This window comes from Methanolobus psychrotolerans (assembly GCF_002243045.1).
In the GTDB taxonomy this organism is placed as follows: domain Archaea; phylum Halobacteriota; class Methanosarcinia; order Methanosarcinales; family Methanosarcinaceae; genus Methanolobus; species Methanolobus psychrotolerans.
Window position 1 is genome coordinate 1 of sequence record NZ_MBKP01000011.1, and the last position, 13,297, is coordinate 13,297.

The following is a 13,297-nucleotide window of genomic DNA, read 5'->3' on the forward strand; positions in this document are numbered from 1 at the left end:
TTCTTTTCTTTATCCCAGTATGATACGGATTCATAGGCATAGGTTATCCCGGATCGGTTGTCTGTTTGATAGACAATTGCAGTCATGTGTATCAGTTCCTCGTTATGTATTACATATGATACATAACGATGATAAAGCTTTCGCTCCGATATGGAAGAGGTTTTGGAGATTTTAAGGCACATCAAAGGAGGAATTTATGGACACGTTATGAGTAAGCGGGAATGTAGGGTGAATGCACAAACCAATATATTATAAGATAGGTTCGCTCTTGTATTCAATTGTTATCTATATTACATGTGTGTCTCATTTTGAGACACTACCATATTGTCAGTGAAATTTGATATCTTTTCCGGATTACTTTGTTTCTTCAGTAAAGTTATATGTACCCTTGTGGATAAGGTCATAGTATGAATGCAACAATAAAGGGTATTGCAAGAGAAACGCTCAGTTTCGTACTTGAAGTCAGCAAGTCCACATACCCTAACGAATTTGCAGGGCTTTTGCAGGCAAAGGATGGCATTATAACAGATATTCTAATACTTCCAGGCACCGAGTCCAGTGAAGTAAACGCAGTCCTTAAACTTTTTATGTTGCCAAATGTTTCAGCTGTAGGCTCGGTTCATAGCCATCCAAGTTCTGTTATCAGACCTTCAAAGGCAGATTTACGACTTTTCAGTAAAACAGGTAACCATCATATTATAGTGGGCCACCCCTATGGCCCAGACAACTGGAAATGCTTTGATGGCAGTGGAAAAGTGATCTCACTTGAAGTGCTGGATGTTGATCTTGAGGACGAGGAATTGTTGTAAACAGGAGTTGTTATTAACTATTCCAATAATTGTTCAGAATTATATAAACTGTTCACTGTATTGGTAGATTCCATATACGACATTGGTAATATTACCTCAAATGTACTTCCTTCACCAGGCTTACTTTCAAGACCTATACTCCCTCCATGTGCCTCCACAAATTTCTTCACGATGCTCAGTCCCAGTCCTGTTCCATTGAATTTGCGATTAAGGGACCAGTCAAGCTGAACAAAAGCATTATACAGTTTCTTTTGACCCTCGTCAGAAATGCCAATCCCGGTGTCCTGTACGATCAGATGAAGGTCTTTACCTTCATTTTGCCTGGCGACCACCGAAACGGTCCCACCTGGCGGAGTAAATTTTATCCCATTGCTTATCAGATGATGCAATATGGTTTTGATCTTGGATTTGTCTGCATAGATTACACTGATCTCAGACTCGATATCGAATTCCAGTTTCACACCCTTTTTAAGGGCATTTGAACTTAACATTCTTTTTACGTCGGACATCATAGCCGGCAGGGAAAACATATCAACATCAAGCTCCATATTTCCCTCTTCTATCTCCGCAATATAGATGAGAGAATCAACCAGTTCCAAAAATCTGGAGCCTGCAAACCTGATTATTTCTGTAAAGTGTTTTTGTTCTTCATTTAGAGCGCCGGTTTCCTCTGTAAGAAGCAGATCCGAGTAACCTAATATGAGATTCAGGGGTGTCCGCAGTTCATGGTTCATGTTACAGAGGAATTCACTTTTTGTGCGGGAAGCATTCTCTGCCAGCATTTTTGCATCAAGAATTGCCTTTTCAGCCTGCTTTGATATACTGATATCCTGTAAAGTTTCTATAGCCCCAGTTATCTCATTGTTATGATCCCGGATAGGTACTGCAGTAAAAAGAAGCCATTTGTCAAGGGCTGGAAAATAATCTTCAGCCTGATATCCTCCTTCTATAAAAGAAGGTTGCAACTTCTTGTCACCAAAGAGTTGCTCAATACTATTCAATGAGTTATCAACAATAAGATCTGCAAGCACTGGTCTTCTTTCTTCATACAGTGCCATCCAGGCATTAGCCGTTCCAATAATTTCATTTGCTTTGATACCTGTTGTTTTTTCACAGGCCTTATTCCAATAGATAATCTCATGTTCTTTGTTCATGACAAATGCTGGTATAGGACTGCCATTAACTACCTGGAACAATTCATTCTTTTTGTCCTGAAGCTCCATTTCAGCATATTTACACTCGGTAATATCACGACCAACACCCACAACACCGATCAATTCATTGTTCTCTGTAAAGAGGGGAGCTTTGAAGGTTTCAAGAAGAACTCTCCTTCCATCTGCACGATGGATCCACTCCAGACTTTTATAAGAGTCACCTGAATCCAGAACTTTTCTATCATTTGAGCGAAAGAAATCTGCACGATCCCGGTCAAAGATATCATGACTCGTGTTACCTATTATCTCGCTGGCCGGTTTTCCTACGTACTGGGAAAACATATCATTGCATGAAAGAAAAACACCATCTGTATCCTTGAAAAAAACGAGATCCGGAACAGAACGGAGCAAACCTGATAGGAGTGCGGTCTTTTGAAATAATTCCCTTTTTAACGAATCCGGAACACCAGATTCTTCTGAAGTTAAAATGTGATTTACATAATATTTATCCAACAATACAAACACCCCGACTCCAAATACCAGTTATCTTTTTGAAACTGCCAATATTCTTGTTATATACTTAATTAAGCAATTACCTTTGGTAATATAAATATTTTGCATCTTGTGTGAAAAATTAACTCTTGTTTACTGCAAATAATAAAAAATAAAAAAGGATCTGTTTTTTCAATGGTTTTGGGTAACTACTATATCGCCTCATTTACCATTTGAAAATATACACGTTGCAGTAAATTATAATTAATAAAATAGTGGAATATGAATTCCAGAAGAGAATCAAAGAAACTGTTGCAGTCTTTTGTACAATCAGAATCTGCACTCACACGAATTTACGAAGGAATCGCTCTTGGCAGCACTTACAAAAAAGTTAATAGAAATACCGGGCGGTAAATAGGGTTTGTGAGTAAAATAACAATAAGAAACACTTTTTTGGATCCAGACGCTCTCTCTTAACAGACAACGGCATTGGATTACAGGTAAACCTGCGGAAAAGGTCACAAATGGATAATGATATCCATTTGTTCTTTTCTTCACTAACCTTTGGTTAGACAGATTTACATATTTGTGTGGTACAAATTTAAATCTTAAACTACTCCATGGTAGCTAAGGAATGAGTAATATGTCAGTAGAGCTATCAGCAGGGAAACAAGCAACGTACTATAACTGTAGGAATTATAATCAACGTGATATTCTGTCATGTTTTATCATGATAAACATACTCTTCATCACATATAAAGATTTCCCTATTTATCACGATTAATCATTCTATTTGATTACTTACGAACAATCTATGTGACAATGGTTAACAATAACTAAGTATCATAAAGCAGACAGAATAATACATTGTTCAGATGAGGAAGAGTATGAAAGAAAATATGGAAATCAAAGATGGGATTAACAGGTATTTTTCACAGGAAAATTTTGCATCAAACTCAGGGATGAAATTTACTTTCATAGCACAAGGCTATGCCAAAGCAGAGATGAAAATTGAAAAAAGACATCTTAATGTCTTAGGTACTGTTCACGGAGGTGCTATTTTCACACTGGCCGATATGGCATTTGCCGCCGCATCCAATTCACATGGAACTGTCGCAGTTGCTATCAATGCTGATATATCCTTCGTAAAAGCCGTAAGCGAAGGTACACTCTATGCTGAAGCGAAGGAGACCTCCATTAATCCTAAGATATCAACATATGTTGTAGACATTACAGACGCTGATGGAGACATCGTGGCCATATTCAATGGAATGGGTTACAGGAAAAAAAATAAACTTGCAATTCCGGAAGAGTAAGGCACTGCGTGCAAAGAGAATAAACAATAGTATTAAAAAAGCTGTTTTATCAAACCAGCTCTTTTGGCTGCCTGTCAGCAGGCAATGAAGGCAACTTCGCAGAACTTACCAGAAGGGGAGAATCAACTTCCTTTGCCCTTTCAAGAAGTAATTCCTTTCCTCTTTGTGTGATCCCAAAGAGAGGTACTGCGTTTCCAACCTGGACCAGCGGCTTTACAAGCTCACGTATATTTTTTGATGCACAACTTGTAACAATATCCACATATTTCAGCAGATTCTCTGCAAATTCCCTGTTGATACCGGTTACATGTGCACCGATAATTGTCAGTTCAAGGTCCAGTTCGGCTTCAAGTTCCCTTAACTGCCTTGCAGTTTCCGGAAAAACAACCGTCACAGCGATCTTCCGATAGCCAATTTTAGCAGCCTTTCGGACACCTGCCACAGGGTCCAGTTTTGCAGTTGATGGATCAAGGACGATCCCGCCACGCTCACTTATACCATTGATGACCTCATCTATGGGTTCTGTCTCAACAAGACCGGATATTCGGGCACCCATACCCTGGACAAGATCAGGGTTATTTGAAATTACAGAACCGGCTCCATCACAGGCTGTGACAGTTGTATCAAGAAGAGCACGTTTGAGTCCTGTCATCATGGTTTCTGAAGCGCCAAAACCAACAAAGATATCCATGTCAAGCTGGCGTTTGCTTGTAAAGAGACCGAAATCCCTTATGCGGAATTCCATGTTCTTCTTGATCTCTTCCTTTGTTATTTCAGTGATACCCCGCGCCTTTTCAAAAATAGGACACCATCTGATGAGAGGCTCACTGACCTCTACAACTTCCCCGTTCACTACAACAACTCTGGCCTTTCCTAATATTTCCATTACATGGGGCATTTTCTCACCTTTTGATAGCAAATCGTAATACAAAATACAGATCAATCTTCAACTATTCAATGATAGTAATGCTTCAGAGAGCATTCCTTCTGTCGATTACCTTCTTGGATTTTCCCTCCGAGCGGGGGATCGTACCTCTCTCGGCCAGTTCCACGTTGGTTCGGATATTGAGCACGCTCTTGAGTTCATTCTCAACATGCCTGCGTACAGCAGCAAGGTCCTTCAATTCTCCGGTGAATGCATTTTCCTCAAGTTCTACCTTTACCGTTATCTCGTCAAGCATCTTTGCATTCCTGTCAAGGATGACCTGAAAATGCTCTGTGACTTCAGGAATGCTGGCAATGATATTCTCTATCTGCGAAGGGAATACATTAATGCCCCTGACAATGAGCATATCATCAGCTCTTCCAAGAAGTCTGGATATACGTGGTGTTGTACGGCCGCATGAACATTCACCTTCAAGAAGTCTTGTGATGTCACCGGTCCTGTATCTTATAATTGGCAATGCTTCCTTTGAAAGTGATGTGAGTACAAGTTCGCCCTTTTCACCTTCTGCGACCTGCTCACCATTCTCATCAAGTACTTCCACAAAAAAATGGTCACTCCATATGTGCAGGCCATCCTGCTCCTCACATTCAAAAGCAACTCCGGGGCCCATGAGTTCTGAAAGTCCATAGGAATCATAAGCTTTTATGTTCAAAGCATTTTCAAGTTGTTTCCTTGTGTTGGATGACCATGGCTCAGCACCAAAACAACCTACTTTAAGGGAAAGTTGGTCTACAATGTCCATTTCCTTTGCAGTCTCTGCAAGATAGAGAGCATATGAAGGTGTACAGTGCATTGCAGTGACACCGAAATCCATCATCATCTCAAGCTGCCTGGACGTATTTCCTGTGCCACTTGGGACAGTCATGGCACCTATCCTTTCCACACCATAATGGAAACCAAGCCCACCTGTGAAAAGTCCGTAATTAACAGCATTCTGGAAAATATCATTGTTATCCAGACCCACCATTGTAAGGTTCCTTGCCATAAGATCTGACCATGTTTCTATATCGTTTTTAGTGTAACCAACAACAGTCGGTTTACCGCTGGTACCTGAAGACGCATGTATCCTCACCACATCCTTCCGGGGAACAGCGAAAAGCCCGAAAGGATAATTGTCTCTCAGGTCTGTCTTCTTTGTCATGGGTAACTTGCTGATATCATCCAGTGACCGGATATCATCCGGACTGATCCCAAGCTCTCTGAACTTCTCACGATAAAAAGGAACATTTTCATAGACTGCTGCAGCCGTTTTTTTTAAGCGTTTCAATTGTAATTCTACAAGTTCTTCCTTTTTTATCGTCTCGTATTTTGGCTGCCAGTATCTCATGGGGACATCTCCGCAAACACTTCACATATGACTACATCTTTAAATGGTTTGCTATTATGGCACATGTTAACAAGGCTATAAGGATAAAACAAGTAATAAAGCAATCAACAGACATTCATTTTTGAACATAGATATGTGCAAATACCTACATACATTTATAATTTAGACTGAATTATTATCATTCTATGTACACAGTACCAAAATTTATGTTCACAAATTCAAAATCCCTGACATAACCTATTAAATAGCGTACATCAAATGTTCTCATTGATAGTGATGGGAAAAATGCTAAAAAACCGGATACTTGCAGGAACAATTCTTTTAATCCTGTTTCTGTGTACTATTCACACAACAGTAGCTGGTAGCAATGCTATTTCCACTGAGATTACATCCAGTTACAAACTTGTTCCCGATGAAGGAATTGTAAAAGTCTCCAAAGAAATCACATTCTTCAACAATGATACAGGCACAAAATTCTGGAGAGGCTATTACTCCAATTACAATTATTATCTTCCCGAAGGTGCAATGAACATAGAGGCATATGACAATGAGAATCCAATGGCTTGTACCAGATCCCCTGATGGTTACTATGTCTTTTATTTCAACCAGAAGGTCTGGTATGAGGAGAGCTACACGTTCCACATAGATTATGAACTTGAAATAAACAGGAATACTGCTGTTTTTTCCTTAAGTGAATATGGGGACAACATAGAAGTTACCCTTGAAGTACCATCGGATTTTGACACCTATATCGGTAGAGAAGATTATAAGATCGAAGAGAAAATGTATTCAAGTATCTACAAATTCGAAAAAGGGCAAAAATGGGATAAATCATATGTTGTCAATTCTGTAAGGGTATCGCCACGCCAGATACTTACAGGTACAGCTTCTCTGCAAGAGAGAAATGTGGACATAGAGGTAAGGTACTGGGAAGGTGAAGAGCAGTGGGCACAGGATGTTATGAGCACGACAGTTGAGAGTCTGACACTGCTTGAAGAAAAATGGGGATTTGCATACCCTGCTGATTATAATATTACAATAACACAGGCAAACATAACTGAAACCGGCGGATATGGCGGATACAATGAAGGCAGAAACGGAATTTGGCTGCTTTATACTTCCAACCACGGAATACTCATACATGAACTTGCACATTACTGGACACGTGCCTGTAACTTTGACCAGTTGTGGATGGATGAAGGATACGCAGACCTGTATACATATATAGTCATGAGTGAAACAGAACCGGAAGAAGCAGTCTCAAGACGTGACCGGTTCTTTGAGAAATACGAAAGTCTGAAAGATGAACATGATTTCCCACTATCGGACTGGAGTACACCCCAAAGCATCGATCATTCTACGGAAGAACGTGTGGATTTTGGATATAAGAAAGCATTTGCCCTTACATTTACATTGTATGATACCATGGGAATTGACACATTACAGGCTATGAACCAGAAATTTATAAACTATGGCGATGATATTGATAATTCAGATTATCTTACAATTGTTAATTCCGTTTCAAGTCAGGACACAAGCTTTATTGAAACGTATCTGTATGCCTGAAACTCGCATGTTCTGTTCTATCCGTTATCCCATTTATTATATAGAAGCTTAAATATATAGAAGCTTAAATAAAATTAAACCGGATATATTTATAACTAATTAAAGCATAACATAGATAGGTTAGTGTGGAATGTCGTTACATTCTTGTATATGTTTAAGTCACCTGCCGCTTATTCACTCGTGGGGAAATGGGAGATGAACGGACACTTAAAACGTAACGAATATATTATCGAAAATGTAGCATATTTAGTAGATACTGTACTAAATCAGGCATCTGTTGAAGGCATGTTTAAAATGCTTGCACAGAGGATCCCTGCTATATTTTCAGAAACAGAGGATGTATCAGCTAAAATAGCCTGGCTGGATAAAATGTATGAATCGTTTCCCTGTATAGAACCTGGAATTGTTCTTGTCAGTGATATCGTTATAAATGGAAAAAATAAAGGTTTTATTGAGATCAAGATCACAGACAAGAGTATAGAAAATAATCATAATTATCTGATATGTGACTATGAAAAACGGCTGCATTTTCTTTCCAGGATGTTCTCGTCATCTTTTGAAAAACGCATGGAAATCGATGATTTAAATAGCCTGCTTAAAAGGATGAGAGGTTATTGCAATAAACTTGAAGATTACATCTTTGTTGTGGATCCAAATGGTAATATACTTGATTTCAACACACGTTTTGAGATATGTACAGGATACACTGCAGAAGAACTCTGTCAAATGAATATCAATGACTTGATGCCACAATGCTCAGATACTTTAGTGGAAGCACCAATGTTTAAAGATGCTGACATTAAAGGATGTTCAATTTTTGAGTTTGACCATAGGTGTAAAAACGGAGATATCATACCAATGAGCATCACATGCAAGCCGCTTGAAGGAAGTAGTGAGAAGGCATTTATCTGTGTTGCAAAAGATGTATCAGAGGTAAAAAAGACCCGGTTAGAGCTTCAGGGGTATGAGAACAAGTACTCAACTATTGTGGAAAAGGGAAATGATGGGATCATTATTGTCCAGGATGGAAATGTCAGATTTGCAAATCCAAAAATATTTGAGATCACTGGATTTACCCTTGAAGATGTGATTGATAAAAGTTACCTGAAACTAATTTCCCCACATGAGAGGAATAAGTTTCTTGAGTATATTAACCAGTGTGACACTAATGCAGCTGATCAAATGATATTGCATGTCAGTCTGATGACAAAAGATAATAACGAAATACCTGTTGAGATCAATGGTTCACTGATAGATTATGAGAACAGGAAAGCTGAACTTCTTATTATAAGAGACATAAGTGAAAGAAAACATAACGAAGAACTTCTTGAGAAAGAAAGAGACAGACTTATGAATTACCTGGACGTGGCAGGCTCTATCATAGGCATAGTTGGCAGGGATTTAAATATCATTTTTGTGAACAAAAAAGGAGCTGAAGTCCTTGGCTACACAAAAGAGGAAATAATAGGTAAGAACTGGTTTGATGACTTTCTTCCAGAGAGCGTAAGGGAGATGACAAAAGCAGCTTTTATTAAGGTACTAGATAATGAGGTCGATCCACCACAGTATTTCGAGAACCTGATACTTACAAAAAGTGGTGAAGAGAGATTGATATTCTGGCATGACGTTCCTATTGAGGATGAGAATGGTAAACGGTTTGCTGTAATTAGTTCCGGAGAAGATATTACTGAGAGCAGAAAAATAGAAGCCAGGCTTGTAGAGTCAGAGAAGAAACTTAAAACAATATTTGACCATGTTGATGATCAGATCTATATTTACAGGCCTTATGGAAAATTCATTGATGTTAACAGGGCGGTTACTTCTTCCACAGGATATACTAAAAAGGAGATACTTGAAATGTCTCCAAAAGAAATGGCAAGGCCAGAACTAAGACCTCTGATAGACGGCTATACGGAACGTATTATCAAAGAGAGGACTGTTATTTATGAGATGTACAATGTGTGTAAGGATAATTCCTTACTGCCCCTTGAATTCAATTCAAAGCTAATTGATTATAATGGGGAGCAGGCAATCCTTGCAGTTGCAAGGGATATTACCGAGAGGAAAAAAGGAGAAGAAAAATTAAAGAGATATGCGGGTGAGCTTAAGCATTCAAATGAACTAAAGGACCTCTTTACAGACATTATAAGGCATGACCTGCTGACACCTGCCAGTGTTGTCAAAGGCTACACTGAGGAACTTATTTTTGCTATAGAGGACAAGCAACTGCTCAAACTGGCTGAAAAGGTCAGAGAGAATAACGACAGGCTTATCGAACTGCTTGAAACGGCTACAAAGCTGGCAAAGCTGCAAAAAGAAGATGACATCGATTTTGAAAATACAGATATAGTGCTTATTCTTCATATGTTGGTAGAGAGCTTTAAAACCCAGCTTGAAAACAAAGAGCATGAGATTAATATCATTGGAGAAGGACCATATTATTCTGTAGTTAATCCTGTTATCGAAGAGGTGTTTGCAAATCTTCTTTCCAATGCCATTAAGTACAGCCCCCAAAAGAGCAGGATAGAAATAGCCTTCTCAGATGAGGGCGATATGTGGAAGATCAGTGTCACTGACATTGGAACTGGCATTTCCAATGAAGATAAACCTTTCCTTTTCAACCGTTTCCATCGTGCCGATAAGAAAGGCATAAAAGGAACGGGTCTTGGTCTTGCCATTGTCAAGAGGATAATAGAACTGCACGGCGGTGAGTACGGTGTTAAGGATAATCCGGCCGGACAAGGCAGTGTTTTCTGGGTAACGGTGAGGAAAGCTTGAATGATGAAGTGAACTTTTTAGATATAAGAATAGTTTGAAAGGACTTATTTTTCATACCTTTGGAAATCTCACCTTTGGAAATCTCACCTTTTGAAATTGATATTGGTCCCGCGAAATTCATCCACGCAGGCAGTTACCTACAAGTCCATCCCCACGCATGTGGGGAACTCGTGGGTCTGACTCCCGGGATACACCTTGATAGGCAGCTGAGTTGATAGCATCAATGGTTTCCTGGGAAATGTCCTCAAAAGTAGCGTATACAAAAGGATCCTCAAACCAGGACTTTGATATCCTGCCCTTCTTGGAAGGGTGACAGAGTCGCCTGAGATGACAGGTTGTTCATATAGAACAGTAGAAGGTATCATACTCCGAGTTCAGATGCCGAAGTATAAAAAGGAAAGTTGAAATGAAGTAAGATTATGGAGATCTTGCAATTACTGATGAGGTTGGACGAAGCAAAGAGAACACTGTGTAACATGGAAAAACCTTAAGTGTATTGTCCTTTCTGTATATGGACATTATAAATTGAATAACCTTTTTTACCCGATAGCATGCTCTATATGTATATTGACGAAAGCGGGGATCTGGGATCACAGTCCAAGTACCTTATACTGTCAGCTTTGGTTGTAAAAGATGAGAGTTCGCTTGATAGAATCATTAAGAACATGAGAAGAAACAAGTTTAAGAGGGAACTGAGCAAGGCCAAAGAAATAAAAGCCAACAGCTCAAGCCCGGAACTCATCAGCTTCATGCTTTAAAAGCTGAATGATGTACCGGATGCAAAGGTGTTCTTTATCGCATTGAACAAAAAGAAATGCTATGGTTCCTTTTTAAGCGGTGATCGGAACAAATTGTATAACTATGTTGCAGGCTGGCTAGCAAAAAACATAGTAATTAACGATTGCGATTTGTGCATAAGGATAGATAAATCCAAGTCAAAGCAGATGTTGAGAGATGATTTTGATCAATACTTCGAACTAAAACTTAGAGACGGCTGCACTTTATGGAAAGTGGATATTCACCACAGTGACTCTTGTATATGGTCAGGTTTACAGTTTGCCGATGCACTAGCATGGGCTGCATTTCAGAAAATAGAACGCGGTAACGATGCTTATTTAAGTCAATTGACCATAGGAACTCAGTTCTATGAGGTATGGAATCTGAAGGAAAAAGATGGCCAGTACCAGTAAGGACTGTTGTGCGTGCACATCATTGTACACTTGCCTTACTGGTTTTACCTGTATAATCTCTATTATGTAGGTTCAATATTTAAACCTTATTCCAGGGAGATCTTCACACCTCGCCCATCGGAGAATGCTCATTCAGAGTTGTAGAGTTCATCCAATTTTCCTTTTAATTCCTGGATATCCTCATCGATCACTTTCTCCAGGTTATCTATTTTTATGATTGTGTTTTTGCTCCTACGTATTCGTCGGGCGACTCTCTGAAGTCCGCACAAAACGACTAAAGTCTTCAAGTGCATTCTTCGTTTTTGGAGAAGCTAAGTGAGTGTACGGGATAATATCACTCAAAGCCAGTTTTGAACCCTCAATAACGTGGAAATGATCGAAATTATAAAATATCTCGCCGTATTTCAATAACTGCACATCATTGCCGTAATTGTGGCACATCGATGCCAGAGTTTCAATCCTTGTTTTAGTGGATCTTGCTTTTGAATAACACTGCAATATTGTTTAGAAAACCCTTTGATTTTTAGTTTCAATCCTTGTTTTAGTGGATCTTGCTTTTGAATAATATGAAATTACAGATGTATGGGGTGGAATAAATGAGTTTCAATCCTTGTTTTAGTGGATCTTGCTTTTGAATTAGATTATCTACATATATAAAAACGGAAAGAGTTAAGTTTCAATCCTTGTTTTAGTGGATCTTGCTTTTGAATGCCATATGTTTGAATTAGAAATGTTTGATTTAATGTTTCAATCCTTGTTTTAGTGGATCTTGCTTTTGAATAAGATTTTTATATAGATGAAATTAAAAATGAAATCGAGTTTCAATCCTTGTTTTAGTGGATCTTGCTTTTGAATTCTTCTGCTTCCTCATATTCTTTGATTGATCTCATAGTTTCAATCCTTGTTTTAGTGGATCTTGCTTTTGAATCTTAGGTCTATCACTTGATACAGGTATCGGGATAATAGAGTTTCAATCCTTGTTTTAGTGGATCTTGCTTTTGAATTGAAGGTTTTTTAATTGCGAATGATTCAACCGTGTAGTTTCAATCCTTGTTTTAGTGGATCTTGCTTTTGAATTAGTTCCAACACTGTTAAGCGCCTCTGTAGTAATTTTGTTTCAATCCTTGTTTTAGTGGATCTTGCTTTTGAATGGTAGTAACACGAACGTTACTTTTTGTAGCTATGAGGTTTCAATCCTTGTTTTAGTGGATCTTGCTTTTGAATGAAAAGACTATGTGAGTCATTTCATGTTGTAAATTCGTTTCAATCCTTGTTTTAGTGGATCTTGCTTTTGAATTCAAAAGTGAATGTTGTTTATGAGAAGTTATACATGTTTCAATCCTTGTTTTAGTGGATCTTGCTTTTGAATGACGACTGGTTTTCCGACAACAGCATTTATTTCGTGTTTCAATCCTTGTTTTAGTGGATCTTGCTTTTGAATTGTATCCCTTCGTGACATGAACCATACAACCGCGTGTTTCAATCCTTGTTTTAGTGGATCTTGCTTTTGAATACTTACAAAGTTTTCGTCTCATATTAACACCTCTTAGTTTCAATCCTTGTTTTAGTGGATCTTGCTTTTGAATAATCGGCATAACCGTTCAGGCCAAGGACATTCTTGACGGTTTCAATCCTTGTTTTAGTGGATCTTGCTTTTGAATACGCGAAAGTTGAAACTTGCTCATATCCTGCACGACCGTTTCAATCCTTTTTTTAGTG

Annotated in this window: 10 protein-coding genes, 1 pseudogene and 1 CRISPR repeat array; of the genes and pseudogenes, 6 read left to right on the forward strand and 5 right to left on the reverse strand. The window is 38.6% G+C overall.

Features of this window, described 5'->3' with window-relative positions:
- Positions 1–182, reverse strand: a 182-nt coding sequence (locus tag BB781_RS15950; RefSeq protein ID WP_207205247.1) for a hypothetical protein, incomplete at its 3' end; no start/stop codon positions are given.
- A gap of 225 nt (positions 183–407) precedes the next feature.
- Between BB781_RS15950 and BB781_RS05725 the strand changes: the two genes are divergently transcribed.
- Positions 408–809 carry a Mov34/MPN/PAD-1 family protein gene (locus BB781_RS05725; RefSeq protein ID WP_094227548.1) on the forward strand — a complete coding sequence of 134 codons (402 nt, stop codon included), beginning with the start codon at positions 408–410 and terminating at the stop codon, positions 807–809.
- 17 nt (positions 810–826) lie between these two features.
- Here BB781_RS05725 and BB781_RS05730 read toward each other — a convergent pair whose 3' ends face one another.
- Positions 827–2,479, reverse strand: a complete 1,653-nt coding sequence (locus BB781_RS05730; RefSeq protein WP_129582637.1) for a PAS domain-containing sensor histidine kinase — start codon at positions 2,477–2,479, stop codon at positions 827–829.
- An 863-nt stretch (positions 2,480–3,342) separates the two neighbouring features.
- On the opposite strand from BB781_RS05730, the gene BB781_RS05735 reads away from it, so the two are divergent.
- Complete coding sequence (locus BB781_RS05735) at positions 3,343–3,771, forward strand: PaaI family thioesterase (protein WP_242492554.1); 429 nt, start codon at positions 3,343–3,345, stop codon at positions 3,769–3,771.
- Positions 3,772–3,820: 49 nt separating this feature from the next.
- On the opposite strand, the gene BB781_RS05740 is transcribed toward BB781_RS05735, so the two are convergent.
- Positions 3,821–4,669: a methanogenesis marker 8 protein gene (locus tag BB781_RS05740; RefSeq protein ID WP_094227550.1), complete on the reverse strand. Its 849-nt coding sequence runs from the start codon at positions 4,667–4,669 to the stop codon at positions 3,821–3,823.
- A gap of 73 nt (positions 4,670–4,742) precedes the next feature.
- The gene (locus BB781_RS05745; protein WP_094227551.1) at positions 4,743–6,044 is read right to left on the reverse strand and encodes a phenylacetate--CoA ligase family protein; all 1,302 of its coding nucleotides are present in this window, start codon (positions 6,042–6,044) and stop codon (positions 4,743–4,745) included.
- A 258-nt stretch (positions 6,045–6,302) separates the two neighbouring features.
- Here BB781_RS05745 and BB781_RS05750 point away from each other — a divergent pair, with 258 nt between their 5' ends.
- From BB781_RS05750 to BB781_RS16405, 4 genes and pseudogenes are all read left to right on the forward strand, one after another.
- A complete protein-coding gene (locus BB781_RS05750) occupies positions 6,303–7,610 on the forward strand; it encodes a M1 family aminopeptidase (RefSeq protein WP_129582638.1) in 1,308 nt (435 codons plus the stop codon).
- Positions 7,611–7,805: 195 nt separating this feature from the next.
- A complete protein-coding gene (locus BB781_RS05755) occupies positions 7,806–10,388 on the forward strand; it encodes a PAS domain-containing sensor histidine kinase (protein WP_164997790.1) in 2,583 nt (860 codons plus the stop codon).
- Positions 10,389–10,462: 74 nt separating this feature from the next.
- Positions 10,463–10,603: a hypothetical protein gene (locus tag BB781_RS15640; protein ID WP_164997791.1), complete on the forward strand. Its 141-nt coding sequence runs from the start codon at positions 10,463–10,465 to the stop codon at positions 10,601–10,603.
- A 345-nt stretch (positions 10,604–10,948) separates the two neighbouring features.
- Positions 10,949–11,578: pseudogene (locus BB781_RS16405) on the forward strand (DUF3800 domain-containing protein).
- 128 nt (positions 11,579–11,706) lie between these two features.
- Here the strand turns inward: BB781_RS16405 and BB781_RS15645 are convergent.
- Positions 11,707–11,865, reverse strand: a complete 159-nt coding sequence (locus BB781_RS15645) for a hypothetical protein (RefSeq protein WP_164997792.1) — start codon at positions 11,863–11,865, stop codon at positions 11,707–11,709.
- A gap of 164 nt (positions 11,866–12,029) precedes the next feature.
- A CRISPR array of direct repeats spans positions 12,030–13,239; the repeat unit is 37 nt; unit sequence GTTTCAATCCTTGTTTTAGTGGATCTTGCTTTTGAAT.
- Positions 13,240–13,297 lie beyond the last annotated feature (58 nt).

What these genes read in the sequence shown, in the direction of transcription:
- BB781_RS05750 (WP_129582638.1), top strand. Translation starts at nt 6,303, where the DNA reads ATGTTCTCATTGATAGTGATGGGAAAAATGCTAAAAAACCGGATACTT.
- BB781_RS05725 (WP_094227548.1), top strand. Translation starts at nt 408, where the DNA reads ATGAATGCAACAATAAAGGGTATTGCAAGAGAAACGCTCAGTTTCGTA.
- BB781_RS05755 (WP_164997790.1), top strand. Translation starts at nt 7,806, where the DNA reads ATGAACGGACACTTAAAACGTAACGAATATATTATCGAAAATGTAGCA.
- BB781_RS05735 (WP_242492554.1), top strand. Translation starts at nt 3,343, where the DNA reads ATGAAAGAAAATATGGAAATCAAAGATGGGATTAACAGGTATTTTTCA.
- BB781_RS05745 (WP_094227551.1), bottom strand. Translation starts at nt 6,044, where the DNA reads ATGAGATACTGGCAGCCAAAATACGAGACGATAAAAAAGGAAGAACTT.
- BB781_RS05740 (WP_094227550.1), bottom strand. Translation starts at nt 4,669, where the DNA reads ATGCCCCATGTAATGGAAATATTAGGAAAGGCCAGAGTTGTTGTAGTG.